Source organism: Candidatus Pelagibacter sp. PS_37, assembly GCF_059417825.1.
In genome coordinates this window covers 293127-319336 of record NZ_CM182067.1, presented here as the reverse complement: position 1 = coordinate 319336, position 26210 = coordinate 293127, and the positions used below count along the sequence as shown (strand labels likewise).

Genomic DNA, 26210 nt, shown 5'->3' with positions numbered 1-26210 from the left:
CTATTTCAGATTTGTAATTTAAATATTCATTGTCCATTAGTAGAACCTTAATATATTATTATTTTTTAATCTATTATTAATATCTTTATTTAATAAATTTTCTACTTTCACTTCTTTATAAGCTTCAATAATTGTTCTTCTTGTTCCAATTTCAGCTTTTTCTCCTGTAATAGGATCAATAACTTTCATTAAAATATTTTTTGCAACTTTAAACGGTCTTGCATCTTCTTTTTTTACAGCTTTTTTTACAAAGCTTTTAAAAATTGGTAATGCTGTTTTTGCTCCTGTTTCATACCTTCCAAGTGATCTTGGATTATCTGAACCTACATAAACTCCTATTACTAATTTTGAAGTAAATCCTATAAACCATGTATCTGTATTTCCATTTGTTGTGCCTGTTTTTCCAGCCAAATCCAAATTTAAATCTTTTAAATTTTTTCCTGTTCCATTTTGAACAGTTCCCTCCAATATCGAGGTCATTTGATATGCTGTTTCTGGGGAAAATATTTGCTCAAAACTGTCCTTTATATTTGGATAATTGTCACTTAAGTGAGATATTTGATCACAATTTATACACTCTCTCATTTCATTATTAAAAATTGTAATCCCTTCACTGTCTTGAATTCTATCTATCATTATTGGTTTAACTAATTTTCCTCCATTAATAAATGAAGAGTATGCTGATGTTAGCTTCAATAAAGTTGTCTCTGCAGAGCCTAATGAAATTGATAAAAGCTCGCTGGGATTTTCATAAATACCAAGTTTTTTTGAAAAATTAACAATTTTTTTAACTCCAAGATCTTGTGCAATTCTGACAGTCATCAAGTTTCTAGATTTTTCTAACCCCATTCTAAGTGTTGATGGTCCATAAAATTTTTTACCGTAGTTTTCAGGTTTCCACATTTTTAAATCAGATCCTTGCTCTAAAACTAGTGGTGCATCTAGAATTAAAGTTGATGGTGTATATCCATTCTCAAGAGCTAAAGCATAAACAAAAGGTTTGAAAGCAGAACCTGGCTGCCTTAGTGCTTGTGTGGCTCTATTAAATTCACTTTTTTTAAAGCTAAATCCACCGCTTAGAGCTAATACCCGTCCAGTAAAAGGGTCCATAACAACAATCCCTCCATTAACTTCTGGCAGTTGCCTTAAGGCAAATATATTTTTATTTATGTTTTCAGTATAAATAACATCCCCAATTTTCAATATTTCATCAAAATCTTTTTTTATCCACGAGATGTTTTCGTACTTAATAATTCCTTTTTTTTCATATTCCGATTCAATTTCTATTGAAAATTTATCTATCTTTTTAACTATTGCTAAATCCCAATTAATTGATCTTTCTAATCTAAATTTATCTAAATCTTTATTCCATTTTTCTAAATTTTTAATATTAGTCAATGGACCACGCCACCCTTTTCGTTTATCGTATTCGATAAGACCTTGTCTCAATGAGTCAGTTGCAATTTTTTGCAAGCTAATATTAATAGGTGTACTTATATTTAATCCTTGTTTGTAAACTTTATCAAATCCTAATTTTTCAACTACATCTTTTCTAATATCTTCTACATAATAGCTAGTATCTTCTGTAAATATTTTTTTTCTTTTTTTTAATATTATTTTTTTCGACAAAAGCTCTTTTTGATTTTGTTTGCTTATATAATTATTTTCAAACAAATTGTTTATAACTAAATCTCTTCTAAATTTTGCAAGTTCTATATTTTTATACGGGTTATATCTACTTGGAGCCTTTGGCAGAGCTGCTAATAAAGCTGCTTCTTCATAATTCAATTCACTAATTGATTTGTCAAAATATTCTAAGCTAGCAGATGCAACGCCATAAGTACCTTCACCCAGATATATTTGATTTAAGTATAGTTCTAATATTCTTTCTTTTGAAAGAGCTCTTTCTATTCTAAAGGCAAGAATTGCCTCTTTAATTTTTCTATTTAAACTTACTTCGTTTGTTAATAAAAAATTTTTTGCCACTTGTTGAGTTATTGTTGATGCACCTTCCAATCTTCTTGATGCAACTACATTGGAAATGTTATTAATTATTGCTCTTAACACTCCTTTGGCATCTACTCCTGGATGCGAATAGAAATTTTTATCTTCTGCAGATAAGAAAGCATTAATCACTTTTTCTGGTATTGATTTATAGGGTACAAATATTCGTTTTTCTGATGAAAAATCATTCACCAACTCACCATTCCCTGAGTAAACTTTACTAGAAACTGATGGTTTATAATTTTTGAGGAATTTATAATCTGGCAAATTGTTAGAAAAAGCCCACAAAACAGCTAATACAGAAAATGCAGATAACAAACCAACGCTTAAAACTACTATAAATATATTTTTAATTATTCTATGCATTTTAGTTTAATATATATAAGAATTTGTTAAAGTTAAGGCATCAGAATTCAAACAAAATTTAAAATTATTTAAATATAAAATGAAACAATTAATCAAAAATATATGGAAAAAAATTTATACATTGATGCTTCGCATCCAAATGAAACAAGAGTTGTACTTAAGTCAGGTGAAAACATTGAAGACTACGAGTACGAAGGCTTAAAAAACAATTTAATAAAAAATAATATCTACCTTGGCAAGGTAAGTCGAGTAGAGCCATCTTTACAAGCTGCATTTATTGATTTTGGAAGAGATAGACACGGTTTTCTATCCTTTAACGATATTCAATCTGACTATTATCAAATACCTCAGAGTGATTTAGCAAAAATAAAAGAAGAAGAAGAAAAAGCCAGAGAAGAACTATTAAAAAAAAGTGAGTTAGAAGAACAAAAAAATATTAACGAGGGTAATCTTGATATTAATGATCCAGTTGAAGTAAAACTTGAGTCTGAATTTGAAACCAATGATCAGGTAACAGAAGGGAGTGATACTCCAATTACAGATACCACTCAAGTAGATGAAGATAAAGAGCAACCTTCGCCTGTATTACACGGTAGAAAACCTGAAACAAGATTTAGATCTAAAAGATATAAGATTCAAGAAGTTGTAAAACCTAATCAAGTAATTTTAATACAAGTTTTAAAAGATGAAAGAGGACAAAAAGGTGCTGCGTTGAGTACTTTTATTTCTATAGCAGGTAAATATATTGTCCTAATGCCCAATACACCAAAAGGTGGTGGCATATCTCGTAAAATATTTAACCCAGGAGAAAGAAAAAAAATTAGAACTATTTTAAACGATATAGTTATTCCAAAAGAAATGGGGCTTATTGTAAGAACTGCAGGATCAAACAAAACAAAAAATGATATTGATCATGATCTTCAAACTTTGATTAAAACTTGGAATGAAATTAAAGAAAATGCATTAAACTCTATAGCTCCATCATTAATCCATCAAGAAAGTGATATTATAAAAAGAACTTTGAGAGATATGTATGATGAAAGCACAAATAGTATCGTCATTGAAGGTAATGAGGGTTACAAAAAAGCCCAAAACTTTATGAAGTTAATGATGCCCTCTCATGTAAAAAAAATAAAAAAATATAGAGAAAAAGTTCCTTTATTTTTTAAAGAGAACATTGAAGAAAAATTAAATCAAATTTATGACTCAGAAATAAAACTAAAATCAGGAGGTTACCTAGTTATAAATCCAACTGAAGCACTAGTTTCAATTGATATAAATTCAGGAAGCTCTATTAAACAAAAAAATGTAGAAAGTACTGCTTTAGACACTAATCTTGAGGCAGCAGAAGAGATATCTCGACAAATAAAAATAAGAGATCTGTCTGGTCTAATTATTATTGATTTTATTGATATGTTGAGTTTTGGAAATAGAAGGTTGGTTGAGAGAAAACTTAAAGAACAATGCAGAACTGATAGGGCAAGAATTCAAATTGGAAGAATTAGTACATTTGGACTTTTAGAAATGTCTAGACAAAGATTAAGGGAAAGTGCTGTAAAATGGAAAGTTACACTTACAGATGAGTCTTTTGCGATGAAGATTCTTAAATTAGTCGAGGTTAAAGCTGTTTTAACAAAAGCAAAATTTGTAGAACTTAAGATTTGCGAAAAGATATCGGACTTTATGAAAGAAAACTTTATTGAAGATTTAAAGTATTTTGAAGAAAAAAACTTAATTAAGATCGATATAATTGCAGATAACAGTCTTATTATTCCTGAATACATAATTGATCTTCAAAACAAAACTAAAAAAACAATAGAAATAGTTCAACATATAGAAAAGTTAAAAAACCTAGAAGAGCAAAAAAAAGAATTTAAATCTTTTGAAAGTCCTATTAAAAAAAAGCCTTATAAAAAAAAACCTTTTTTTAAAAAGAAATTTTTTAAAAAACCAGTAGCCTAGATAATTCCAGTTTTTGGAGAAGATGCGCTTCCATATATAGATTTTTCTATACGACCTGCTAAATAAGATTGTCTTCCTGCAATTACTCCATTTTTAAATGCCAGTGCCATTTGAAATGGTTTTTTAGCTTTGGCAATTGCAGTATTAGCCAACACTCCATCACAACCTAACTCCATGGCAATAGCTGCGTCTGACGCTTGTCCTAAGCCAGCATCAATTATCAAAGGAAGCTTTGTTTGGCTTCTTATTATTTTTATGTTTGTTGTATTTTGAATTCCAAGGCCAGATCCTATGGGTGCTGCGAGAGGCATAATTGCACAAGCTCCTACATTCTCTAATCTTTTAGCCATTAAAGGATCATCATTACAGTAAACCATTACTCTAAATCCTTCTCTAGTTAAAACTTCTGTAGATTTTAATGTTTCAATCATATCTGGAAATAAATTTTTTTTATCTCCTAAAACCTCAAGTTTTACCAGTTTCCATCCACCAATTTCTCTTGCTAAACGTAATGTTCTAAGAGCCTCTTCAGAATTAAAGCAGCCAGCAGTGTTTGGTAAGTAAGTTATTTTTTTTGGATCAATGTAGTCCATCAATAAAGGTTTTTTTTTATCAGAAATGTTTACTCTTCTCACAGCAACAGTAACAATTTCTGCTCCAGATAATTTAATAGCTTTCGCACATTCTGCCATACTTTTATATTTTCCAGTTCCAACTATTAATCTGGAATTAAATTTTTTTTTATCAATTATTAATTTATCGTTAACCAATTTTATCCACCTCCAATAAAATGAACAATTTCTATTTTGTCATTATTTTTTAGTTTTATAGTTTTTAAATTATTTTTATCTATTATTTCTTGATTTAATTCAATTGCTACTTTTTTAAGAGGTATTTTTAGTTCTTTTAAAAAAATTAAGAGGCTTAAATTTTCATTTATTGTTAAAAATTTACCATTTAGTTTAATTTTTATTTTTTTTATTTTTTTCATAATGTATAAGAATTTGATGAGTAATAATATTATAATTATTAATGGTCCTAATCTTAATCTATTAGGTGAAAGAGAACAATCACAATATGGATCAATAACGTTTGATAAGTTAAAAGAAAATTGTTTAGATAAAGCTAAAGATTTAAATATTAATTTAGAATTTTCCCAGTCAAATATAGAAGGCGAAATAGTTACAACCATCCAAGAGGCTAAAAGTAAATTTGATGGTATAATTATTAATGCTGCAGGTTTTACACATACATCTGTAGCTATCAGGGATGCTTTAGATATTTATAAAAAACCAATTATTGAACTTCACATATCAAATATATATAAAAGAGAAGAATTTAGACGCAAATCTTTAATCAGCGATATTGCTACTGGTGGAATTTTTGGTTTAGGTGATAATGGTTATATTTTAGCCATAATTGCAATGCAAAACATGTTACAGAAATGAAAATAGATAAAAATATCATTAAAGAATTAACAGACTACTTAAATGAATTCAATTTAACTGAAATTGAATACACTGATAAAGATACTAAAATAAAAGTATCAAAATCGAATCCAGCTAGTTCAAATCAAACTGTAAGTGTTTCTGCTTCAACACCAGCCCTTGATACAGTTAAGTCAACTGTTGTGTCTGGAACTGAAGTTAAATCTCCTATTATTGGTACAGCTTATCTTGCTGCAGAACCTGGTGGTAAAAAATTTGTAGAAGTTGGTAAAAAAATTAAAAAAGGTGAAACGGTTATGATAGTTGAGGCTATGAAAACTATGAACCACGTTCCATCAACAGCAGATGGAATTATAAAAGAAATCTGTGTAGAAGATGGCCAACCTGTTGAATACGGCCAAACTATTATCATCGTAGAGTAATGTTTAAAAAAATTCTAATTGCAAACCGAGGGGAAATTGCAGTCAGAGTTATAAGAGCTTGCAAAGAATGGGGTATATCAACTGTCGCTGTTCATTCTGATGTTGATAAAGATAGTATGCATGTAAGACTGGCGGATGAAAGTGTATGCATTGGCTCACACCAACCTGCAAATAGTTATTTAAATATTCCAGCTTTGATGTCAGCAATAGAACTTACAAAAGCAGAAGCAGTTCACCCTGGATATGGTTTTTTATCTGAAAATGCAAATTTTGCTAAAGTACTAGAGGAAAATAATATTAAATTTATTGGTGCTTCTTCAAAACTCATAGAGATGATGGGAGATAAAATTCAAGCAAAAAAAATTGCAAAAGAACATGGTCTACCTGTTATTGAAGGTTCTGAAGGCGGAATAACAGATATAAAGGCAGCCAAAGAACTTTGTAAAAAAATAGGCTTTCCAGTTCTGATTAAAGCATCCGCAGGTGGTGGTGGCAAGGGAATGAAAATCGTTCGTAAAGAAGAAGAATTTGAAACATTATTTTCAACAGCAAAGTCTGAAGCACAAAAATATTTTGGCAATGATGAAATTTATATTGAGAAATTTTTCCAAAATCCAAGACATATTGAAGTTCAGGTATTATCTGGAAAAAATAGAACAGTACATCTACATGAAAGAGACTGCTCAGTTCAAAGAAGACATCAAAAATTAATAGAAGAAACTCCTAGTCCAGTTTTAACAGATCAGATCAGAAAAGATCTTTTTGAAAGAACTGTAAATATGGTTAGTAAAATTGGTTATGAGGGTGCTGGAACTGTTGAATTTATATATGAAGATGGAAAATTTTATTTTCTAGAAATGAATACCCGAGTTCAAGTAGAGCATCCTGTAACTGAAATGGTAACAGGTATTGATATTATTAAAGAGCAAATTTGGATAGCTTACACTGGTGAAACAGCTTTAAAACAAAGTGACATTAATCCTAGGGGGCATGCAATAGAATGTAGAATTAATGCAGAGGATGCAAGTAAAAATTTTCAACCATCGCCTGGAACTATAGGAATGTGTCACCAACCATCAGGTTTTAGAACAAGAGTAGATGGTGCAATTTTTCAAGGTTATAAAGTTACACCATTTTACGATAGTATGATTTGTAAGGTCATCACACATGGCAGAAATAGAACTGAAGCAATACAAAGAATGAACCGATCTTTAGATGAATTTGTCATTGAAGGAATAACAACAACAATACCTCTTCATAAAATTTTACTAAATCATAAAAAATTTGTTGAGTCAGACTTTAATGTTAGCTGGCTAGATAATGAAAAAGTATTCTAATAACATCTTGTTAACCAAATATCATATACTGGGTGATCAAAAGGATTTACTGCAGGACTAGATGAAAAAGTCCACCCATTAAATATAAACACTTCGTTGTTATCATTTTTAATCGTATCTTTAACTTGAATATAAGCTGTAATTTCTGGGTTGTCATCAAATTCAGAGTTTTTGCATTTTAGATTTTTTATTAATAAACTTTTAAATCTTAGCTCCTCTCCTATCTTTAATCTTAAAAGATCAGTCTTTGAACTTACTTTATCTAAAATTTTTATTTCAACAAATTTTCCTTCATTATTTTCATTAGCTACTAGGGGTGATGATAAGTTTGTTAAAAAAAAATAAATTAAAAGAAATAAGAAACTAACTTTTCCAGATTGTATATTTTTTTTTAATAGGATCATTGTTTTTATTAGGATGATAGGCATTCTCAGTACCCGTTTGATTTGATTGATGCGGTTTTTGCCAATCATATTTTTTCAATTCATGATTGTTTTCAATTCTATTATTAGTGTAATGCATCCAAGAGTACCATTCATTAGGGATTTTCGATGCATCAATTTCATCATTGTAAATCACCCATCGTTTTCCAGATTTACTTTCGTAATATTTGTTGCCACTAGAATCTTTTCCAGCAAGTTTTCCATAAAAAATAGTTTTTAATTTTGTACCTAGTGTTTCTTGGTTCCACCAAATGAAAATTTTTTTTAAAAGTGTCAACATATTATTTCATTAATTCTTCAATCCTAAATTGTATTATTTAAATTAGACTAAAGTAAGGATTTGTATATAAATTAATTATCTTACGATTCAAAATAAAAAATTAATTAAAGGAAAAATGGCAAAATATTTAGTAGAAACTTATTATACTTGTAGCTTTAAAGTTAATCATTATCTAGATGATATTAATGAAACAGAGTTGGCAAATCTTGAAAAGCGAGACGATGGAAAATTTGAAGTTTTAGACGTTAAACTTGATACAAGAAAAACAAAAAGTTTAGATGCAAATAATAAAGTAAGCGAAACTAAAAAAATAGATATTATTACTGAACAAAGCAAACCTAAGGTCATTTCAAAAGAAAATAATACTAATTTTGTTAAAAAAATTAACGAGGGTGTCAGTAAAAGATTTAGTATGCCTGACAGAAGAAAAGGCTACATCCAAAAAGCGACAATTGGTGACCATAAAGTTTATCTCCATACTGGTGAATATGAAGATGGTAAAATTGGAGAAATTTTTATAGACACAAGTAAAGAGGGTGAACTGGTAAAAGCTTTGATGAACAATTTTGCAATAGCAATTTCACTTGGTCTTCAATATGGCGTTCCTTTAGATGAGTTCATCAGTGCTTATGTTGATACTAAATTTGAACCATCTGGAAAAGTACACGGTAATGACAGAATAATGAGTGCTTCTTCAATACTTGATTATATTTTTAGAGAATTAGCAATTTCATATCAAAATAGAGAAGATCTTGCTCACACTCCATCAATTGGTGGATCAGATAGATCTTTATCTGAGGAAGAAAATACTGAGGATCAAAATCAATTACTTAAAATTATAAAAGATGTTACTAGCAAAGGTTTTGTTAGAAATAACTACAAAAAAAATCTTGTTGATTTATCTGACGTTAAGATAAGCTTAAAAGGTAAAAAGTAATATTATTTTTTCAGTTTTAAAGCTAAACCAAGCTCTTTAAGTTGCTCTTCGTTAACGTTTGATGGAGCGTTCATCATTAAGTCTTGAGCATTTTGATTCATTGGAAACATTGTAACTTCTCTAATATTCTTTTCATTTGCTAACAGCATTACAATTCTATCAATACCAGGTGCTATACCACCATGAGGTGGAGCTCCATAACTTAAAGCATTGATCATTCCACTAAATTTTTCATCAACTTGTTCTTTTTGATATCCAGCAATCGAGAAAAGTTTATACATCAATTCAGGCACGTGATTTCTAATTGCACCAGAAGATAGCTCTATCCCATTGCAAACAATATCGTACTGATAGGCTTTAATATTAAGAGGATTATCAAAATTAATATCTTTTAAGTCTCCTTGAGGCATTGAAAATGGATTGTGACTAAATTCGATTTTATTAGTTACTTCATTTTTTTCAAACATTGGATAATCAACAACCCAACAAAATGCGAAAGTATTTTCATCAATTAATTTTAAATCTTTAGCAATTTTATCTCTAGCTAAAGAGGTTATTTTTTCAACATCATTTATTTTTCCACAAGCAAAAAATATACTATCCCCTATTTCAGCTCCAGTGATTTTCATAATTTCCTCTAGTGCTTCTTTAGAAAAAAATTTTCCCACCGGTCCTTTTGCTGAAATATTTTCTTCTTTTTCAATTGTAAAATAAGCAAGACCAGACGCCCCTTGTTCTTTTGCCCACTTATCAATATTATCAAAAAAACTCCTAGGTTTATCTTTTGTATTTTTTGTTACTATACATCTCACTTTAGAACCAGATTTTACAAGCTTTTTAAATATCTCAAACGTAACATCATCACGTGTAAAAATGTTTGATAAATCTGAAATTATTAATGGGTTTCTTAAATCTGGCTTATCTGATCCATACTTAAGCATAGATTTTTCATAAGGTATTCTTGGAAATTTTTCATACATCAATTTTTTTTCAGAAAATTTTTTAAAAACATTGACTATTAGTTTTTCAACAACTTGAAAGACATCTTCTTGTTCAACAAAAGACATTTCTAAATCAAGCTGATAAAATTCACCTGGACTTCTATCTGCCCTTGCATCTTCATCTCTAAAGCATGGAGCTATTTGAAAATATTTATCAAAACCAGAAACCATTATAAGTTGTTTAAATTGTTGTGGCGCTTGTGGCAGTGCATAAAATTTTCCAGGATTTAGTCTACTTGGTACTAAAAAATCTCTTGCACCTTCAGGGCTAGAGGATGTTAATATTGGTGTTTGGAATTCCAAAAACCCAAGTTTGGACATCTCGCTTCTAATAAAAGAGATAACTTTTGACCTTAATATAATATTGTCATGAATTTTTTTTCTTCTTAGATCTAAGAATCTATACTTGAGTCTAATTTCTTCAGCATACTCTTGATCACTAAAAACTGGCATTGGTAACTCTTTGCAAGTACCCAGTACTTCAAATGAATTTATATTAACTTCAATCTCTCCAGTTTGAAGATCGGTGTTAATAGTTTCTTTTGTTCTCTCTACAACCTTACCATTTATCTTAATTACGCTTTCTAATTGAATTTTTTCTAATGAATTAAAATTTTCGTTACTTTTATCTATAATGCATTGAGTCATTCCATAATTGTCTCTTAAATCTATGAATAGTAAATTTCCATGATCTCTTTTTTTGTTTATCCAGCCTGATAAAACAACATCTTTACCACTACTATCAATTGTTAACTCACTACATGTATGTGTTCTATATTTATTCACTTATTCCTCAAGAGCTTCATTAATAATTTTAAAATCGATAGATTTCTTTTTTTTTAAACTAATCTTGTCAATTTTATATATGAATTCAAATATTTTGCCATACGATCTCTCAATTCTTTTAATAATAAAGTTAATCAGCTTTTTATCTAAAGTAATTTGTCTGTCTGATAAATTTTTTAATATTAATGCAAACATTAGCTCATCATCAGGGTTTTGAATATTTGCAAAAAGACAGTTCTTTGTTCTAGATCGAAGATCTTCAAGTTTAAAATTGATCTCAGATATTGGTTTCTTTGATGTGACTATCAAAAACTTATTATCTTGATCTATTATATTAAAAAGTGAATAAATCAGCTTCTCATTTATATTTAAATTTAAATCCTCTAAAACAATATTTTGGTAAGGTTTAATGGATTTAATGTTTTCGTCATTTAATGAATTAATATCAATCCTAATGCCATTAAATTTTTTCAAAAAAATATTAACCAGGTGACTTTTTCCTGAAAATTTTTCACCATTAATGTTTAAAAAATTTTTTTCCCACTTTGGCCATTTATTAATCATTTCAAAAGCATAAAAATTACTCTTTCCAACATAAAAATCATCATCTTTAAAGTTTTGTTCATAATTAAAATCTAATAATAATTGATTTAAATTTTTCATTTTAATATCCACATATTATTCTTCATTTCTAATTCAAGGTTCTTTTCTTTCATGTCATTTAAAAATATATTAGGAGTGCCATTATAAGTTATTTTAAATTGAATAATCTCACTATTAAAATTCAAAATACTAAAGTCAGAAACTAGATCTAAACTATAAAGCACCTGTTCCAACTCTATAATTTTTTTAGTTTTTTTGGAATTAATAGATATTGTTATAGGAAGTTTTATGGAAGTATTAATTTCATTATTTCTTTTCCATTGATCTTCATAAAGCTGTTTTAAATTTTCAACAATATTAGAAAAGTCATTATTATTCAAAATATCTAATTTAGGATAGTTCTTATTTTGAATTTTCAAGCTGTTATTTAAATTAATTTTTGAAAGTGTTCTTATTCTGTTGCTTTCTTTATATATTATTAGAATTATATCATCTTTAATATCATATTTATTAATTAGATTTGAAAAATCATAAGTTTCAATATCTTTTGAGATTTTTTGTAATTCTATCAAATCTTCAATATCTTCACTTGGTAATAAATAATCTAACAAATCATAAGAGTTTTTTTGTTCATTCCATTTATCGTAAAAAATATTATTATTAAAAAGATATATATTGTTATTTTTAGTTTCTATAAGGATAGGAAATAATAGGACCTTATTTCTTTGGGGTATTGATGGAAAAATATTTTTATTTTCTAAAAATTTAAGAATTTTTTTTTTATTAAATGTTGTTTCTAAATTTGCAAAATACTCATTATTTATAAATTTTTCATCACTAATGGTGAAAGAATCAATCATGCCCTTAATTTCTTTTATAGAAACATTTTTAATCTTTTTTCTATCACCAGAGGTTGTAATCATTGAAATCAAATCAGAAAAGGAAGTTTGAAATCCTTTGTCAATAACGTTATTTTTTTCAAAATTTAATTCAAATGGAGAGGATATTTCAATTTTAGATACCCTAAATGCATTTGCATTTGAATAAGTTGTGGAAAAAAATACTATTAATAGAGAGAATGAAATAAAATAAATATATACATTCAGTAATTTATAAAATTTATTAATTATTTGCATATACTATACTAATGAAAAAAGAAAAATTTACCTATGAAAAAAGTGGTGTAAACATAAATGCTGCTGATAATTTTGTTAAATTTATATCGTCAATATCATCAAACAAAAAAGGCCAAAAAAAGTTTAATAATATTGGTGGCTTCGGCTCTATAACTAATATTCCAAAAAATCTTAAAAATCCTAAAATTGTAGCTTGCACTGATGGTGTTGGTACAAAAGTAGAGATTGCCAATTTACTCAATAAATATGACACAATTGGCATTGATTTAGTTGCTATGAGTGTAAACGACCTAATTGTTCAAGGAGCAAGACCACTTTTATTTTTGGATTATATTTCTATTAATAAAATTGATTTAAATAAATTAAAATTGATCCTCAAAGGAATAGTAAGAGGCTGTAAAGTTTCAAACTGTGAATTGGTTGGTGGCGAAACAGCAGAAATGCCAGGTACCTATGAAAAAGGTAAATTCGATATAGCAGGTTTTGCAGTAGGTTTGGTTGATGAAAAAGAAAATACTATCAAAGAAGAATATAAAAAAAAATGACTTAGTGCTGGCTATACCATCTAGTGGTGTTCACTCAAATGGTTATTCTTTAGTTAGACATGTGCTTAATAAAAAAAAGATTAATTTAAAAAATAATTCTTTTTTAAAAAAAGAATTACTAAGACCTACAAAAATTTATGTCAAAGAAGTTCTAAATTTAATTAATAACAATCTTTTAAATGGATGTGCAAACATTACTGGAGGTGGCCTAGCAGATAATATTAAGAGAGTTATTCCAGATAAATTAGTCGCTGATATAGATTTAAATAAAGTTAGAACTAAAAAAATTTTTAAATGGTTGAAGCAAAATAACATTGATGATGAGGAAATGTTAAAAACATTCAATTGTGGAGTTGGTTTTTGTTTAATAGTTAATCCTAAAAACTTAAATAGAATTACTAAATTTTTTACAAAAGAATTTAAACCCTATGTTATTGGAAAAATAACTGCAGGAAAATATAAAGTTAAACTTAATGGTAAAATTGACTGGTCCTAAAAAGATTAAAACAGCAGTATTTATATCTGGAACTGGAAGTAATTTAAAAAATTTAATAAAATTTTCTAAAATAAAAAATTCACCTATATCCATAGATTTAATCTTTTCAAATACTTCAAAAGCTAAAGGTTTAAAATTTTCAAGTCAATTTAATATTAAAAAATATGTATCAAGCTTTAAAAACTATAAAATAGCTGAAACAAAAATATTAAATTTATTAAAAAAAGAAAATATAAAGTTTATTTGCCTTGCAGGCTTTATGAAGATTTTATCTAAAAATTTTATTAAAAAATTTAATGGAAAAATAGTTAATATACATCCTTCTTTACTGCCAAAATATAAAGGGCTTGATACTCATTTTAAAGCAATACAAAATAAAGATAAGGTAGCTGGTTGTACTGTTCATTTTGTAACAGCAAAACTTGATTCAGGAAAAATAATTCTGCAAAAGAAAGTTAAAATTTCAAAAAAAGATACTTCTATTTCTTTAGCTAAAAAAGTTTTAAAACAAGAGCACAAGCTCTATCCAGCGGCTATAAAAAAATTATTTAATTAATCTTTAAAGAAAAAATTAATTTCAATTTTAGCGTTTTCAACACTATCAGAACCATGTACAGAGTTTTTATCAATAGAAATTCCATATTTTTTTCTTATAGTTCCTTCTGCAGCTTCCTCTGGTTTAGTTGCACCCATCAATTCTCTGTTTCCTAAAACTGCATTTTCTTTTTCAAGTATCATCACGACAATTGGGCCTGAAGACAAATAAGCACATAAATCATTATAAAAAGGTTTAGTTTCATGAACTTTATAAAATTGTTCTGCTTCTGCTTTTGTTATCTGAATTTTTTTATCTTTAATAATTTTAAAACCTTTATCCGTAAACATTTCTTTGATTTCATTATCTAAATTTCTTTCAACAGCATCAGGTTTAATGATTGATAGTGTTTGTTCTATATTACTCATAATTATCCTCTATTAGTTGGTTTAATAATCTTACTCCATAGCTAGTTGCACCACCTGAATTTAAAGCACCACCATATTTTGAAAATGCCATACCAGCTATATCTAAATGAGCCCAAGGTGTTTTATTTAAAATAAATCTTTGTAAAAATTGTGCTGCAGTTGTGGATCCTGCGCCACCTACATAATTTATATTTTGCATGTCTGCATTTTTTGAGTCTATAAGTTTGTCAAAGTTTTTATGCAATGGCATTCTCCATAATTTTTCTTCAACTTTATCACCCGCTTCTAATAATTGTTTTGACAATTTATCATCATTTGAAAATAGACCTGCATATTCAGAGCCTAACGAAACTATAATGGCGCCTGTTAAAGTTGCTAGATCAACCATAAACTTAGGTTTAAATTTTTTCTCAGTAAAAGTTAAAGCATCAGCCAAAACTAATCTACCTTCAGCATCTGTATTTAATACCTCTATTGTTTTACCACTATAAGATTTTACAATGTCTCCAGGTCTTTGAGCGTTTCCACTAACCATATTCTCAACAAGCCCTACAACACCAACAGCATTTATTTTTGCTTTTCTTATTGCTAAATTTTTCATTAAACCTACCACAGTAGCTGAGCCTGCCATATCATAAGTCATATCTTCCATAAACTTTGCTGGTTTTAAAGAGTAACCTCCAGTGTCAAAACAAACACCTTTTCCAACAAAAGCTAAAGGATTAGAATTATTTTTTACTCCATTCCATTCCATTGTTACAAGATATGATCCTCTAATACTACCTTGCCCTACACCAAGTAACGCATTCATTCCAAGTTTTTTTAATTTTTTTTCATCATAGATATTTATTTTCAATCCAAATTTTTTAAGTGTATTTATTCTTTTTGCATATTCATCAGGGTGTAAAACATTTCCTGGTTCAGACACAAGGTCTCTTGCAAAAAAACTTCCTTCTTCTAGAGCTTTAAATCTTAAATGATCTTGAGTAGATATTTTATTTTTGTTTCCTATAACATTTATGAGAACAGTTTCTTTGTTTTTTTTAGATTTATAAATATTAAATTCATATGATTTTAATTTAAGTCCATGCAGAAAGTAACCAACAAAATTTTTAATTTTATTATTAATTGTATCTGAATTTACAAAGTATTCTTTTTTCTTATCATTATTAATATAACTATGAAATTTAGCTCCTAAATTTTCTATATCTGATATCTTTATATCTTTCTTAATGGATACTAAAAATACTGTCTTTTTTGAATTAACTTCAAAAGAAAGTAAATCTTTTTTCAAATCACTATTTTTTAATAAATCAGATATGTAAGAAAATTCTAAATTTGATAGATATTTTTTTAAATTGTTAATATTGAATTTTTCATCAACAAATAAGACAAGGTTGGCTAAGTCTTTTTTTGAACTTATTTTTTTGTAATTAATTTGAATAGTCATAAATTTTAAATACACTCTATGTGAGTTGAGTGGTATATAAGAGCTAATTTACTGTATTTCAATGAAAAAAATTGTTTATAAAAAATTATCTAAAGATTGTGTAAATTTTTTCTTATTAGTTGTATTTACCATCAGTATAATTATTTGGGTATTGCAGGCAGTTAATTATCTCGATTTTGTTATAGAGGACGGTCATGGTTTTCTTGTATATTTTAAATATACATTACTTAGCTTTCCTAAAATAATTAGTAGAATTTTTCCCTTTGCTATATTTTTGGCATTTTCATACATATTATTAAAGTATGAGAATAAAAATGAGCTAGTTATATTTTGGAATTTTGGAATTAAAAAAATTAATTTTATAAATTTTTTTATAAAATTTTCTCTCTGGTTCGTACTTATTAGTTTATTATTGAATGCTGTAATAACTCCTTTTGCTCAAGATAAAGCAAGATCCTTTATAAGATCATCTAACTTAGATTTTTTTGAAAGTGTTCTCAAACCTAAAAAGTTTATAGATATTATTGGAAACTTGACAATTTACTTTGATGAAAAAAATAAAAAAGGTGAATTAATAAATATATTCTTAAATGAAAAAACAGATATTAATAACTCACAAACTACTTTTGCTAAAACTGCAATAGTAAATATAGACAATAATAAAAAGATATTAACATTATATGATGGTAAATCTATCAATGTCATAAATGGGAAAATTTCAGAATTTGAATTCTCAAAAACTGATTATAATATTTCAAAATTTAATTCTAACACAACTTCCTACCAAAAGACACAAGAAGCAAAAACAATAAATTTAATTAAATGCTCTTTATTTTTTAATGGTTCAATAATTAATTCTACAAATATAGAAATAGAAAATATTAAAAACTGTAGATTAGAAAATTTAGAGAATGTCTATAAAGAGCTATACTCAAGATTGGTAAAACCTTTATATATAACCTTTCTAATTTCAATTTCACTTTTATTTATATTAAAATCTAAAAGTGACCATTCATTTAATATCAATAAATTTAAGATTTATTTATTTGCTTTTCTTTTTATTATTTTTTTAGAATCATCTTCAAAATTAATAAGTACGAATTTAATGCAGAACATATTTCTTTCAATTTTTCCATTAATCTTAACATTAATTATCTATCTCTATTTTGTAATAAAATTAAAAATTAATAAAGTATGAAAACCTATATTAAATTTTTAATTAACCTTTTTAACATCTCATTATTAAAAATTTTTATTACTTTTTTTATTATCATTTTAATTACAAATATCCTTGAACAAATTGAATTTTTTAAAAATATAGATTTAAGTTTTTTTTATCTTTTCTTTTTGTCTCTATTAAATACACCTTCGGTCTTATTTGAAATACTTCCTTTTATTTTTTTGTTGGGCACTCAAGTATTTTTTATTCATCTTATTGACAAAAATGAACTACAGGTCTTTAAGTACTCTGGTTTAAATAATATAAAAATCATAAAAATTTTAGGTTTATATTCATTCATTCTTGGCATTATTTTGGTTATTTTTTTTTATAACGGATCATCTATTTTAAAAAACTCATATCTATTAATTAAAAATAACTATTCAGATGATAATAAGTATTTAGCTGTTATTACTGAAAATGGTCTTTGGATCAAAGATGAAATAAATGACAATATAAACATAATTAATGCCCGCCAGGTCAACAATGAATTTTTAATTAATGTTTCCATAACAAAGTTCAATAAAGATTTTGATTTAGTTGAAGTATTACAAAGTGAAAAAGTTGATATTACATCAAAAAAATGGAAAATATTTAATCCAATAACTCTAAAAGGTAATTCACAAAGTACTTTGAATGAATTGATATTACATTCAAATTTTGACTTACAAAAAATAAATAGCTTATTTTCAAACCTTTCTTCTTTAAGTATAATTGATTTAATTACACTAAGAAAAAGTTATATGTCTTTAAATTATTCTGTAACTGATATAAATTCTCATTTGTTGAAAATTGTCTCTTATCCGGTTTACTTAACTCTAATTACAATTTTTTCTGCTATTATTATGTTTAACATTGGCTACCAAAAAAATACCTTTTTTAAGATTACATTAGGAATTTTTTTGTCTGTAATTATTTACTATATTAATAGTTTTTTAAGTGTCCTAGGCACAAATGAAAAAATTCCTGTAACACTTTCAATTTTTTTGCCTTTAATTATATTATCAATAATAAATTTCATCTCTATAATAAAGTTAAATGAAAAATAAATTTATAACTTTCTTTCTTGTGATCTTATTTACTCTATCTAACTTTAGTCGAGTTCTTGGAGAAGAATTTATTTTTGAAATTTCTGATTTAGAAATTACTGAAAATGGAAATATATATAAAGGCAATAACAGAGGTACAATTAGAACTGATAGTCAGCTTAAATTAATATCAGACAACTTTGAGTATTTAAAAGAAATCAATAGACTGGAAGCAAATGGTGATGTTCAACTTTTTGACTTAAATAACAACATAACTATTAATGCTCAACAAATTTTTTATCTTAAAAATGAAGAAAAAATTTTTACAGTAGGTAAAACATTGATTAAAATTTCAAATAGATACAATATTGAAGGTTTTGATTTAACTCTTTTTAAAAATAAGATGATTTTATCATCAAAAAAAAATTCAATTATTACTGATAGTGAGTCTAATACTTATAAACTTGAGCAGTTTCAATACTCTATTAATCAAGAAATTCTTAAGGGTAAAAATATAGTAGCTATAACTAGTGATAAAGAAAATAAAAGTGATGAATTTTTTTTTAAAACTGGTTTTTTTGACTTAAAAAAAAATGAATTTTTAGGAAAAGATATTACTGCAAAGTTCCACAAAGATTTATTCGGGGATAACGAGAATGATCCAAGAATAAGTGCAGTTTCAGGATTTGGAGACAAGATTAATACCTACTTTAAAAAAGGTATTTTTACATCATGTAAAAAAACAGATAAATGTCCACCCTGGAAAATTACATCTGATGAAATTCACCATGATAAAATTAAAAAACAGATTAATTATAAAAATGCTTGGTTAGAAATATATGATTTTCCTGTTGTTTACTTTCCTAAATTTTTTCATCCAGACCCATCTGTAAAAAGACAATCTGGTCTTTTAAAGCCTGAATTAGGTAGCTCAAACAATCTTGGTAGCTCAGTTTATGTGCCGTATTTTTTGGCCATATCTGATGATAAAGACCTAACAATAAAACCAAGGCTCTTTGATGATAATAAATTTTTATTCCAAAATGAGTTTAGACAAAAAACAAAGAATTCAATTACAATAGCAGATTTTAGCTTTGTTAATGGCCATGACTCTAGTTCTCAAGACAAGGGAGGTACAAGGTCTCATCTTTTCACTAATACGTTAGTAGATTTGTCGTTGGACAACTTCAAAAAAAGTATGCTTCAAATTAACTATCAAAAAGTATCAAATGATAACTATTTAAAGCTATTTGATCTACAATCTCCCCTTCTACTAGATGACAACAGTGTGCTTGAGTCTAAAATTCAATTTGATCTAGAGCATGAGAGCTATGATCTAACAACCTCATTTGAAATGTACGAAACTTTAAATGGCTCCAATAGCGATAGATATCAATATGTACTACCTAGTTATGATTTTTCAAAAAATTTTAGTTTGAATAATATCGATGGCAGTTTTAATCTCAATTCATATGGCAATAATACTTTAACTGATACGAATGTTGTTAAATCTACAATTTCAAATGATTTAATTTACTCTGCTTTAGGTAAATTCTTTGATAATGGAATTAAAACAAATTTTGAAATTGCTTTGAAAAACATCAATACTGTTGGTAAAAATAACCCTACATATAAAAATAGTCCACAATCAGAATTAATGAGCGCATATACATACAATGCTTCATTGCCACTAATTAAAAAAAATTCCACAACATTCAATACTTTAGAACCAAAGCTGTCTTTAAGGTTTAGCCCCCATGAAATGAAAAATAATAGAAACGAGTCTAGAAGAATTGACATAAGCAATGTTTTTTCTTCTAATCGATTAAGTTTAGGAAACTCATTTGAGTCCGGTGAGTCTATTACATTGGGCTTAAACTTCAAAAAAGAAAAAATTAATACCAATAATAAAATAGATAAAATTGAAGAATATATTGATTTTAAACTTGCATCAGTTTTTAGATTAGATGAAGAAAAGAATATACCTACAAATAGTACTTTAAATAAAAAAAACTCCAATATATTTGGGGAATTTGATTTTAAACCTACTAGAAATATTTCATTAGGCTACAATTTTTCTTTAACAGATGATTTGAATACTTTTGAATATAATTCTTTAATAACTAAAATGGAATTTGGAAACTTTATTACTCAGTTTGATTATTTAGAGGAAAGAGGCACTGTTGGCAGTACCAATATAATTCAAAATACAACAAAATATAACTTTGATAATCAAAATTCTATATCATTTAATACAAGAAGAAATCGAAAGCTTGATTTAACAGAATACTATGATTTGGTGTATGAGTATAAAAATGATTGTTTGGTTGCGGGTGTAAAATATAAAAAGAATTATTATAACGATGCTGATATTAAACCAGTTGAAGAATTATTTTTCTCTATAACAATTGTTCCACTTGGAACTTTTTCACCAGATAAAATGGCTTTAAAATAGGATTATATGAAAAAGAAAATTTTAATATTTTTATTTGTCATAATGTGTGTGCATGCTCAATCAATTGAAACAAAAATAATTCATAATATTCAAAACGAAATTATAACTAACATTGATATTAAAAATGAATTTAAATATCTTGTGGCTCTAAATAATTCTTTAAAAGAGTTAGATCAAGAAAAGATATTAAATATTTCTAACGAATCAATAATAAGAGAGAAGATAAAAAAAATAGAAATATCAAAAAATTTTAAAGAGATAAAACTAAATGAAGACTATTTAGTACTTTTACTAAAAAATATTTACTCAAGGTTAAATCTAAAATCAATAAATGAATTTGAAATTTATTTAAAAGATTATGATTTAAAAATAAGTGATATCGAAAAAAAAATTACTATTGATGCTTTGTGGAATGAACTGATTATAAAAAAATATTCATCTAAAGTTGTAATTAATGAGACTGCATTAAAAGAAGAGCTTCTAAAAAATAGTAAAATTGAATCAAAAGAATATCAATTATCTGAAATTATCTTTGAAGTTAAAAACAAAGAAGAGATCGAAAAAAAATATAAAGAAGTTGTTAAAAGCATAAATGAAATAGGTTTTGAAAATAGTGCTGCAACATATAGTTTTTCTGATTCAGCTAAAATTGGTGGTGATATTGGTTGGATCAATGAAAATTCACTTAATAATAATATTAGAAAAAATATAAGCAGCTTAAAAGTGGGAGAATTTACAAAACCTATAATTTTATCAAATGGTATATTAATATTAAAATTAATAAATATAAAAAATTCCGAAACCACTATTGATATTGAAAATGAATTAAAAAAAGCAATTAACTATGAACGTAACAGGCAGTTGAATCAATATTCAAAAATTTATTATAACAAAATCAAAAAGAATCTAGATTTTAATGGGTAAGGAACCAATAATAATAGTGGGTGGTGAGCCCAACAGTGTTTTTTTAGAAATTTTTTTTAAAAGTTTAAAAACTAATATTTATAAATCACCCTTAATAATCATTATTTCTAAAAAATTACTTCAAGAACAGATGAAAAAATTAGATTTTTATTTCAAAATAAATGATATTGATAAAGAGTTAAAAGATTTCTCTAAACTGACTAATAAAAAAATTAATTTAATTAATGTTGATTATAAATTTAAAAAATGCTTTGAAAAAATTACTAGTAAATCAAATAAGTACATAGATGAAACTTTTAAAGTTGCTTTAAATTTTATGAACCAAAATAATTTATCCAAATTTATTAATGGTCCTGTTTCCAAAAAGTCTTTTTTAAAAGGAAAAACTTTAGGTATCACTGAATATCTTGCAAAGAAAACCAAAAAAAAAGATTTTGCAATGTTAATATTTAATAAAAATTTATCTGTTAGTCCTCTTACGACCCATCTTGCTTTAAAAGATGTTCATAAAAAAATAACAAAACAAAAAATATATATTCAAGTTAACCTGATTAATAAATTTTATAAAACAAAATTTAATAAACTACCAAGGATTGCAATAACTGGGTTAAATCCCCACTGTGAAAGCAATTTTCAAAATTCTGAAGAAGATAAAGTGATAATTCCAGCTATTAAAAAATTACGATTAAAAAATAATAAAATTAATGGTCCATTTCCAGCTGATACTATCTTTACAAAATTTTTATTAAAGAAATATGATGTAATTATTGGTATGTATCATGATCAAGTACTTTCTCCTATGAAGGCTTTATTTGGTTTTGATGCAATTAATATTACTTTAGGCCTACCATTTACTCGTATTTCTCCAGATCATGGACCAAATTATTCAATGCTGGGTAAAAATTTATCTGATCCAAAAAGCTTAATTCAGGCCTTAAAGTTTTTGGATAAATAAGTGTTCATAAAAGCAAAAAAAAGCCTTGGGCAAAACTTCTTAATAGATAGAGAGGTGCTTGAAAAAATTGTATCCATAACCGATATTACTAACAAGGAAGTCTTGGAAATTGGACCAGGTAGTGGAAATCTAACCACATACATTTTAAAAAAAAAACCAAAGAAACTCTATGTTGTAGAAAAAGATGATGATTTAGCCATATTGCTAAAAGAAAAGTTTGAAACTGAAATCGAAATCATCAATGATGACATCTTAAAAGTATCTGAAAGTACTATCTCGGATCAAAAACTATCTGTCTTTGGTAACTTACCTTATAACATTTCAACAGAAATCTTATCTAAATGGATTCTTAATATTAACTCAAATTTTTGGTTCGATAGTCTCGTTTTAATGTTCCAAAAAGAAGTTGCTGATAGAATTATATCTGAATTTAATAACTCTAATTATGGTAGATTATCAATTTTATCTAGCTGGAAATTAAATGTAAAAAAGATATTAGACATTAAACCACAAAGCTTTTCACCAAGACCTAAAATAGATAGTTCTTTACTTTTATTCACTCCCAAAGAAAATTTTTTTAAATTAAAGGATCCTAAAAACCTTGAAAAAATTACTAGAATATTCTTCAGCCAAAGAAGAAAAATGTTAAAAAAACCCTTTAACCAAGTTTTTGATAATGGAAAAGAAGTTGCAGAAAAATTCGGTATTGATCTTAATCTTAGACCTCAAAACCTTGAGCCAGAAGTATATTTTAAACTTGTAAAAGAATATGAAGATTTAAGAGGTTAGTTTTTCAACATGTTTTCTAATGAAATCTTTATCGTAGTCTTTCGAACCATTGTTAATTTCAGCATCAATTAAACTACTAATTTTAGAATAACACTCTTCTAGATCATCATTAATAATTACATAATCATAATTAATCCAATGCAAAACATCTCTACTAAACTCTTTCATACGTTCTTCTACTATCAGTTTATCTTTCATGTCTCTATTTGATAGTCTTTCAAATAGTATCTCTTTGCTAGGGGGTAAAATAAAAAAAGTAATTAATTTATAATTTAATTTTTTATTCTTGATTTGATCAGCTCCTTGCCAATCAATATCAAATATTACATTTTCACCTTTTTCTAATTTTTCAATTACTGGTGTTCTAGTTGTTCCATAAAGATGATTAAATACTTTTGCGTACTCTAAGAATTCTTCATTTTTTATTAAATTTTCAAATTTATCATGATCAACAAAGTAATAATCTTTGTCTGCAATTTCGTTAAGTCTAGGCTTTCTTGTAGTATGGGAAACTGAAATATGAAAATTTTTATTTTTAGAGAGGAGTTTTACTAAGGTTGTTTTACCTGCCCCAGATGGGGATGATAAAATTACCATTATCCCATCTTTTTTTATGGACATTTAATTTCTAGTTTGCTTTTCCTGCTATAAAGTTAACAGCGTCACCTACAGTAAGAATTTTTTCAGCTTCACTATCTGAAATTTCTGAACCAAATTCCTCTTCGAAAGCCATTACTAACTCAACTGTATCTAAACTATCTGCTCCAAGGTCATCTATGAAGCTTGAATCGTCTAATACTTTAGCTTCATCAATACCTAAGTGATCTGCTACAATTTTTTTAACTTTGCTTGAAATATCTTCTGACATAATGTTCCTTTTTGTTATATTTCGTTATTAGTTCAAAAAGTAGTTTTGTCAACCCAAATACATGCCTCCATTAACATGTAATGTTTCTCCATTAATATAGTCTGACTGATCTGAGCTTAAGAAATTAACTGCATTAGCAATATCTTCAGGTTTACCCAGTCTATTAGATGGAATTTTAGCAATTATTGTTTCTTTAAATTTTTCATCTATTTGATCTGTCATAGCAGTGCTTATAAAGCCTGGGGATATGCAATTAACATTAATATTTTTTTTTGCATATTCAATAGCTAAGCTTTTTGACATTGCAACTATACCTGCTTTAGATGCAGTATAGTTAGCTTGTCCAACATTACCAGTATGCCCAACAACAGAAGTTATATTGATAATTTTTCCAGATTTATTTTTAAGCATTTTTTTAATCGAATATTTACACATTAGAAATGTAGAAGTTAAATTAATATTTATCACTTTTGACCACTCTTCTAAGCTCATTCTAATTGTTAAATTATCTTTTGTAATGCCTGCATTATTAACAATACAATCTAATGATCCACCTAGCTCTTTGGTAGCATTTTCTATAAATTCTTCGATTTTATCATGTTGAGAAATATCAAATTTAAGTATTTTTATATTATTAAATTTTTCTTTTAACTCTTCTAGTTTTTCAATTCTTGTACCAGTAGCTAAAATATTTGCACCATTTTGGTTTAACTTCTCAACTATTGAATTGCCAATTCCACCTGAAGCACCTGTGACTATAATATTTTTATCTTTTAAACTACTCATTGATATTAATTAACTTTATATCTTCTTCTGAATTTATTGCACTAACTTTAACATTTTTATCAATTCTCTTTATTAATCCTGATAAAACTTTGCCTGGTCCTATTTCAATAAACTCTGTAACACCCTTCTCAATCATTAATAAAACACTCTCACGCCAACGAACACTACTTTCTATTTGCTTAACTAGTAATTCTTTTAGTTCATTCGAATTAGATATTTCTTTTCCTGTTACATTTGAAATAAGGATGTTTTTAGGTTCATTAAAATTTAATTTTGCTATTTCTTCTTTCATCACAAGTGTTGCATTATTCATCAATTTACAATGAAACGGAGCACTAACTGGTAATTTAATATTTTTAATATTTGAAGCTTTCAAATCAACCATAATTTTCTCCAGGTCTTCAATTTTTCCACTTAAAACGATCTGACCTACAGAATTGTCATTTGCTATAAAGCATTCGTATTTATCTTTATTCTCATCAATAATTTTTTTTATTATTTCAATTTCAGAGCCCAAAACTGCAACCATTCCACCCACTCCTTTTGGAACAGAGTTTTGCATCGCACTACCTCTAATTTTTAATATCTTTAAAGTATCTGAAAATGACAATGACCCAGCTGCAGTTAATGCCGAATATTCTCCTAAAGAATGTCCTGCATAAAATTTTGCTTTATCTAAATCGATTTTAAACTCTTCTTTGATTAACCTAAATATTGAATAACTGAGCAAAAATATTGCTGGCTGTGTATTTTCAGTTAAGTCTAATTCTTCCTTAGGACCATTTAAGATAAGGTTTGATATTGAGAAACCAAGAGTATCATCTGCTTCCTTGAATAGATCTTGAACTAAGCTATATTTAGCATGTAGGTCTTTACCCATTCCTACTAATTGTGAGCCTTGACCTGGAAAAATAACAGAAAACATTTAAATATCTAAAGTTTATTATGGTTTTAAGTGTTGTAATTCAATAATTATAATAGTATATCCTCACTTTTTATTAAAGAAC

26 protein-coding genes and 1 pseudogene are annotated in these 26210 nt (G+C 26.9%); 13 read left to right on the top strand and 14 right to left on the bottom strand.

Translation table 11 applies throughout. From position 1 onward, the window contains the following. Positions 1–36: 36 nt before the first annotated feature. Positions 37–2370: a penicillin-binding protein 1A gene (locus AC5SL9_RS01670; RefSeq protein ID WP_006997181.1), complete on the bottom strand. Its 2334-nt coding sequence runs from the start codon at positions 2368–2370 to the stop codon at positions 37–39. Between the two features lie 102 nt (positions 2371–2472). Between AC5SL9_RS01670 and AC5SL9_RS01665 the strand changes: the two genes are divergently transcribed. Then, a complete protein-coding gene (locus AC5SL9_RS01665) occupies positions 2473–4332 on the top strand; it encodes an Rne/Rng family ribonuclease (RefSeq protein ID WP_494574229.1) in 1860 nt (619 codons plus the stop codon). On the opposite strand, the gene AC5SL9_RS01660 is transcribed toward AC5SL9_RS01665, so the two are convergent. Next, the gene (locus tag AC5SL9_RS01660) at positions 4329–5102 is read right to left on the bottom strand and encodes a thiazole synthase (protein ID WP_006997183.1); all 774 of its coding nucleotides are present in this window, start codon (positions 5100–5102) and stop codon (positions 4329–4331) included. The two genes, AC5SL9_RS01665 and AC5SL9_RS01660, sit on opposite strands and share 4 nt — an antisense overlap. A gap of 2 nt (positions 5103–5104) precedes the next feature. Next, a complete protein-coding gene (thiS, locus tag AC5SL9_RS01655; RefSeq protein WP_271564260.1) occupies positions 5105–5323 on the bottom strand; it encodes a sulfur carrier protein ThiS in 219 nt (72 codons plus the stop codon). A 16-nt stretch (positions 5324–5339) separates the two neighbouring features. Between thiS and aroQ the strand changes: the two genes are divergently transcribed. The 3 genes from aroQ to accC are packed head-to-tail and all read left to right on the top strand — an operon-like array spanning position 5340 to position 7539. Beyond that, positions 5340–5780, top strand: coding sequence for a type II 3-dehydroquinate dehydratase (gene aroQ / locus AC5SL9_RS01650; protein ID WP_006997185.1), 441 nt, complete (start codon positions 5340–5342; stop codon positions 5778–5780). Beyond that, positions 5777–6202: an acetyl-CoA carboxylase biotin carboxyl carrier protein gene (locus AC5SL9_RS01645; protein ID WP_006997186.1), complete on the top strand. Its 426-nt coding sequence runs from the start codon at positions 5777–5779 to the stop codon at positions 6200–6202. The genes aroQ and AC5SL9_RS01645 overlap by 4 nt, the downstream gene beginning before the upstream one ends. Then, positions 6202–7539 carry an acetyl-CoA carboxylase biotin carboxylase subunit gene (accC, locus tag AC5SL9_RS01640; RefSeq protein WP_494574228.1) on the top strand — a complete coding sequence of 446 codons (1338 nt, stop codon included), beginning with the start codon at positions 6202–6204 and terminating at the stop codon, positions 7537–7539. Before AC5SL9_RS01645 ends, accC begins: the two co-directional genes overlap by 1 nt. Here the strand turns inward: accC and AC5SL9_RS01635 are convergent. Together AC5SL9_RS01635 and AC5SL9_RS01630 are read right to left on the bottom strand one after the other, a co-directional pair. Next, positions 7536–7943, bottom strand: a complete 408-nt coding sequence (locus AC5SL9_RS01635) for a DUF2155 domain-containing protein (protein ID WP_494574227.1) — start codon at positions 7941–7943, stop codon at positions 7536–7538. The genes accC and AC5SL9_RS01635 overlap by 4 nt on opposite strands. Continuing rightward, positions 7903–8262 (bottom strand): NADH-ubiquinone oxidoreductase subunit NDUFA12 family protein, encoded by a 360-nt coding sequence (locus AC5SL9_RS01630; RefSeq protein ID WP_494574226.1) that lies wholly within the window; start codon positions 8260–8262, stop codon positions 7903–7905. Before AC5SL9_RS01630 ends, AC5SL9_RS01635 begins: the two co-directional genes overlap by 41 nt. Before the next feature lie 115 nt (positions 8263–8377). Between AC5SL9_RS01630 and AC5SL9_RS01625 the strand changes: the two genes are divergently transcribed. Then, positions 8378–9199 (top strand): TSCPD domain-containing protein, encoded by an 822-nt coding sequence (locus AC5SL9_RS01625; RefSeq protein WP_494574225.1) that lies wholly within the window; start codon positions 8378–8380, stop codon positions 9197–9199. A gap of 2 nt (positions 9200–9201) precedes the next feature. Here the strand turns inward: AC5SL9_RS01625 and aspS are convergent, their stop codons facing one another. Genes aspS through AC5SL9_RS01610 form a run of 3 tightly spaced genes read right to left on the bottom strand, consistent with a single transcriptional unit; the run spans position 9202 to position 12725 of the window. Then, positions 9202–10986, bottom strand: a complete 1785-nt coding sequence (aspS, locus tag AC5SL9_RS01620; RefSeq protein ID WP_494574224.1) for an aspartate--tRNA ligase — start codon at positions 10984–10986, stop codon at positions 9202–9204. Next, entirely contained in the window at positions 10987–11649 is a 663-nt protein-coding gene (locus AC5SL9_RS01615; protein WP_494574223.1) for a P-loop NTPase family protein, read from the bottom strand. It lies immediately after the preceding gene. After that, on the bottom strand, positions 11646–12725 hold the full coding sequence (locus AC5SL9_RS01610; RefSeq protein WP_494574222.1) for a hypothetical protein: 1080 nt from the start codon (positions 12723–12725) through the stop codon (positions 11646–11648). Before AC5SL9_RS01610 ends, AC5SL9_RS01615 begins: the two co-directional genes overlap by 4 nt. Before the next feature lie 11 nt (positions 12726–12736). On the opposite strand from AC5SL9_RS01610, the pseudogene purM reads away from it, so the two are divergent. After that, positions 12737–13766: pseudogene (purM, locus tag AC5SL9_RS01605) on the top strand (phosphoribosylformylglycinamidine cyclo-ligase). After that, the gene (gene purN, locus AC5SL9_RS01600) at positions 13744–14322 is read left to right on the top strand and encodes a phosphoribosylglycinamide formyltransferase (RefSeq protein WP_494574221.1); all 579 of its coding nucleotides are present in this window, start codon (positions 13744–13746) and stop codon (positions 14320–14322) included. The pseudogene purM and the gene purN overlap by 23 nt, the downstream one beginning before the upstream one ends. Here the strand turns inward: purN and ndk are convergent. Continuing rightward, the gene (gene ndk, locus AC5SL9_RS01595) at positions 14319–14729 is read right to left on the bottom strand and encodes a nucleoside-diphosphate kinase (RefSeq protein ID WP_020169223.1); all 411 of its coding nucleotides are present in this window, start codon (positions 14727–14729) and stop codon (positions 14319–14321) included. The genes purN and ndk overlap by 4 nt on opposite strands. Next, positions 14722–16179, bottom strand: a complete 1458-nt coding sequence (locus AC5SL9_RS01590) for a leucyl aminopeptidase (protein ID WP_494574220.1) — start codon at positions 16177–16179, stop codon at positions 14722–14724. Before AC5SL9_RS01590 ends, ndk begins: the two co-directional genes overlap by 8 nt. Positions 16180–16240: 61 nt before the next feature. Between AC5SL9_RS01590 and AC5SL9_RS01585 the strand changes: the two genes are divergently transcribed. The 6 genes from AC5SL9_RS01585 to rsmA are packed head-to-tail and all read left to right on the top strand — an operon-like array spanning position 16241 to position 23549. Next, positions 16241–17377: an LptF/LptG family permease gene (locus AC5SL9_RS01585; RefSeq protein ID WP_494574219.1), complete on the top strand. Its 1137-nt coding sequence runs from the start codon at positions 16241–16243 to the stop codon at positions 17375–17377. Beyond that, a complete protein-coding gene (locus AC5SL9_RS01580; protein ID WP_494574218.1) occupies positions 17374–18447 on the top strand; it encodes an LptF/LptG family permease in 1074 nt (357 codons plus the stop codon). The genes AC5SL9_RS01585 and AC5SL9_RS01580 overlap by 4 nt, the downstream gene beginning before the upstream one ends. Then, on the top strand, positions 18437–20881 hold the full coding sequence (locus AC5SL9_RS01575) for an LPS-assembly protein LptD (protein ID WP_494574217.1): 2445 nt from the start codon (positions 18437–18439) through the stop codon (positions 20879–20881). The genes AC5SL9_RS01580 and AC5SL9_RS01575 overlap by 11 nt, the downstream gene beginning before the upstream one ends. Positions 20882–20887: 6 nt before the next feature. Beyond that, on the top strand, positions 20888–21805 hold the full coding sequence (locus tag AC5SL9_RS01570) for a peptidylprolyl isomerase (protein ID WP_494574216.1): 918 nt from the start codon (positions 20888–20890) through the stop codon (positions 21803–21805). Then, the gene (locus tag AC5SL9_RS01565) at positions 21798–22760 is read left to right on the top strand and encodes a 4-hydroxythreonine-4-phosphate dehydrogenase PdxA (protein WP_494574215.1); all 963 of its coding nucleotides are present in this window, start codon (positions 21798–21800) and stop codon (positions 22758–22760) included. Before AC5SL9_RS01570 ends, AC5SL9_RS01565 begins: the two co-directional genes overlap by 8 nt. Next, the gene (gene rsmA, locus AC5SL9_RS01560) at positions 22761–23549 is read left to right on the top strand and encodes a 16S rRNA (adenine(1518)-N(6)/adenine(1519)-N(6))-dimethyltransferase RsmA (RefSeq protein ID WP_494574214.1); all 789 of its coding nucleotides are present in this window, start codon (positions 22761–22763) and stop codon (positions 23547–23549) included. On the opposite strand, the gene gmk is transcribed toward rsmA, so the two are convergent. Genes gmk through fabD form a run of 4 tightly spaced genes read right to left on the bottom strand, consistent with a single transcriptional unit; the run spans position 23538 to position 26128 of the window. Next, positions 23538–24170, bottom strand: coding sequence for a guanylate kinase (gene gmk, locus AC5SL9_RS01555; protein ID WP_494574213.1), 633 nt, complete (start codon positions 24168–24170; stop codon positions 23538–23540). The genes rsmA and gmk overlap by 12 nt on opposite strands. Positions 24171–24177: 7 nt before the next feature. Then, positions 24178–24417 carry an acyl carrier protein gene (locus AC5SL9_RS01550; protein ID WP_006997205.1) on the bottom strand — a complete coding sequence of 80 codons (240 nt, stop codon included), beginning with the start codon at positions 24415–24417 and terminating at the stop codon, positions 24178–24180. Between the two features lie 48 nt (positions 24418–24465). Next, positions 24466–25203: a 3-oxoacyl-[acyl-carrier-protein] reductase gene (gene fabG / locus AC5SL9_RS01545; protein WP_011281882.1), complete on the bottom strand. Its 738-nt coding sequence runs from the start codon at positions 25201–25203 to the stop codon at positions 24466–24468. Beyond that, a complete protein-coding gene (gene fabD, locus AC5SL9_RS01540) occupies positions 25196–26128 on the bottom strand; it encodes an ACP S-malonyltransferase (protein ID WP_271617137.1) in 933 nt (310 codons plus the stop codon). The genes fabG and fabD overlap by 8 nt, the downstream gene beginning before the upstream one ends. Positions 26129–26210 lie beyond the last annotated feature (82 nt).

What these genes read in the sequence shown, in the direction of transcription:
- AC5SL9_RS01610 (WP_494574222.1), bottom strand. Translation starts at nt 12,725, where the DNA reads ATGCAAATAATTAATAAATTTTATAAATTACTGAATGTATATATTTAT.
- AC5SL9_RS01625 (WP_494574225.1), top strand. Translation starts at nt 8,378, where the DNA reads ATGGCAAAATATTTAGTAGAAACTTATTATACTTGTAGCTTTAAAGTT.
- AC5SL9_RS01570 (WP_494574216.1), top strand. Translation starts at nt 20,888, where the DNA reads ATGAAAAAGAAAATTTTAATATTTTTATTTGTCATAATGTGTGTGCAT.
- AC5SL9_RS01565 (WP_494574215.1), top strand. Translation starts at nt 21,798, where the DNA reads ATGGGTAAGGAACCAATAATAATAGTGGGTGGTGAGCCCAACAGTGTT.
- AC5SL9_RS01615 (WP_494574223.1), bottom strand. Translation starts at nt 11,649, where the DNA reads ATGAAAAATTTAAATCAATTATTATTAGATTTTAATTATGAACAAAAC.
- AC5SL9_RS01645 (WP_006997186.1), top strand. Translation starts at nt 5,777, where the DNA reads ATGAAAATAGATAAAAATATCATTAAAGAATTAACAGACTACTTAAAT.
- purN (WP_494574221.1), top strand. Translation starts at nt 13,744, where the DNA reads ATGGTAAAATTGACTGGTCCTAAAAAGATTAAAACAGCAGTATTTATA.
- gmk (WP_494574213.1), bottom strand. Translation starts at nt 24,170, where the DNA reads ATGTCCATAAAAAAAGATGGGATAATGGTAATTTTATCATCCCCATCT.
- AC5SL9_RS01585 (WP_494574219.1), top strand. Translation starts at nt 16,241, where the DNA reads ATGAAAAAAATTGTTTATAAAAAATTATCTAAAGATTGTGTAAATTTT.
- AC5SL9_RS01630 (WP_494574226.1), bottom strand. Translation starts at nt 8,262, where the DNA reads ATGTTGACACTTTTAAAAAAAATTTTCATTTGGTGGAACCAAGAAACA.
- accC (WP_494574228.1), top strand. Translation starts at nt 6,202, where the DNA reads ATGTTTAAAAAAATTCTAATTGCAAACCGAGGGGAAATTGCAGTCAGA.
- AC5SL9_RS01550 (WP_006997205.1), bottom strand. Translation starts at nt 24,417, where the DNA reads ATGTCAGAAGATATTTCAAGCAAAGTTAAAAAAATTGTAGCAGATCAC.
- fabG (WP_011281882.1), bottom strand. Translation starts at nt 25,203, where the DNA reads ATGAGTAGTTTAAAAGATAAAAATATTATAGTCACAGGTGCTTCAGGT.
- AC5SL9_RS01665 (WP_494574229.1), top strand. Translation starts at nt 2,473, where the DNA reads ATGGAAAAAAATTTATACATTGATGCTTCGCATCCAAATGAAACAAGA.
- AC5SL9_RS01580 (WP_494574218.1), top strand. Translation starts at nt 17,374, where the DNA reads ATGAAAACCTATATTAAATTTTTAATTAACCTTTTTAACATCTCATTA.
- thiS (WP_271564260.1), bottom strand. Translation starts at nt 5,323, where the DNA reads ATGAAAAAAATAAAAAAAATAAAAATTAAACTAAATGGTAAATTTTTA.
- AC5SL9_RS01575 (WP_494574217.1), top strand. Translation starts at nt 18,437, where the DNA reads ATGAAAAATAAATTTATAACTTTCTTTCTTGTGATCTTATTTACTCTA.
- ndk (WP_020169223.1), bottom strand. Translation starts at nt 14,729, where the DNA reads ATGAGTAATATAGAACAAACACTATCAATCATTAAACCTGATGCTGTT.
- AC5SL9_RS01635 (WP_494574227.1), bottom strand. Translation starts at nt 7,943, where the DNA reads ATGATCCTATTAAAAAAAAATATACAATCTGGAAAAGTTAGTTTCTTA.
- AC5SL9_RS01670 (WP_006997181.1), bottom strand. Translation starts at nt 2,370, where the DNA reads ATGCATAGAATAATTAAAAATATATTTATAGTAGTTTTAAGCGTTGGT.
- AC5SL9_RS01590 (WP_494574220.1), bottom strand. Translation starts at nt 16,179, where the DNA reads ATGACTATTCAAATTAATTACAAAAAAATAAGTTCAAAAAAAGACTTA.
- fabD (WP_271617137.1), bottom strand. Translation starts at nt 26,128, where the DNA reads ATGTTTTCTGTTATTTTTCCAGGTCAAGGCTCACAATTAGTAGGAATG.
- aroQ (WP_006997185.1), top strand. Translation starts at nt 5,340, where the DNA reads ATGAGTAATAATATTATAATTATTAATGGTCCTAATCTTAATCTATTA.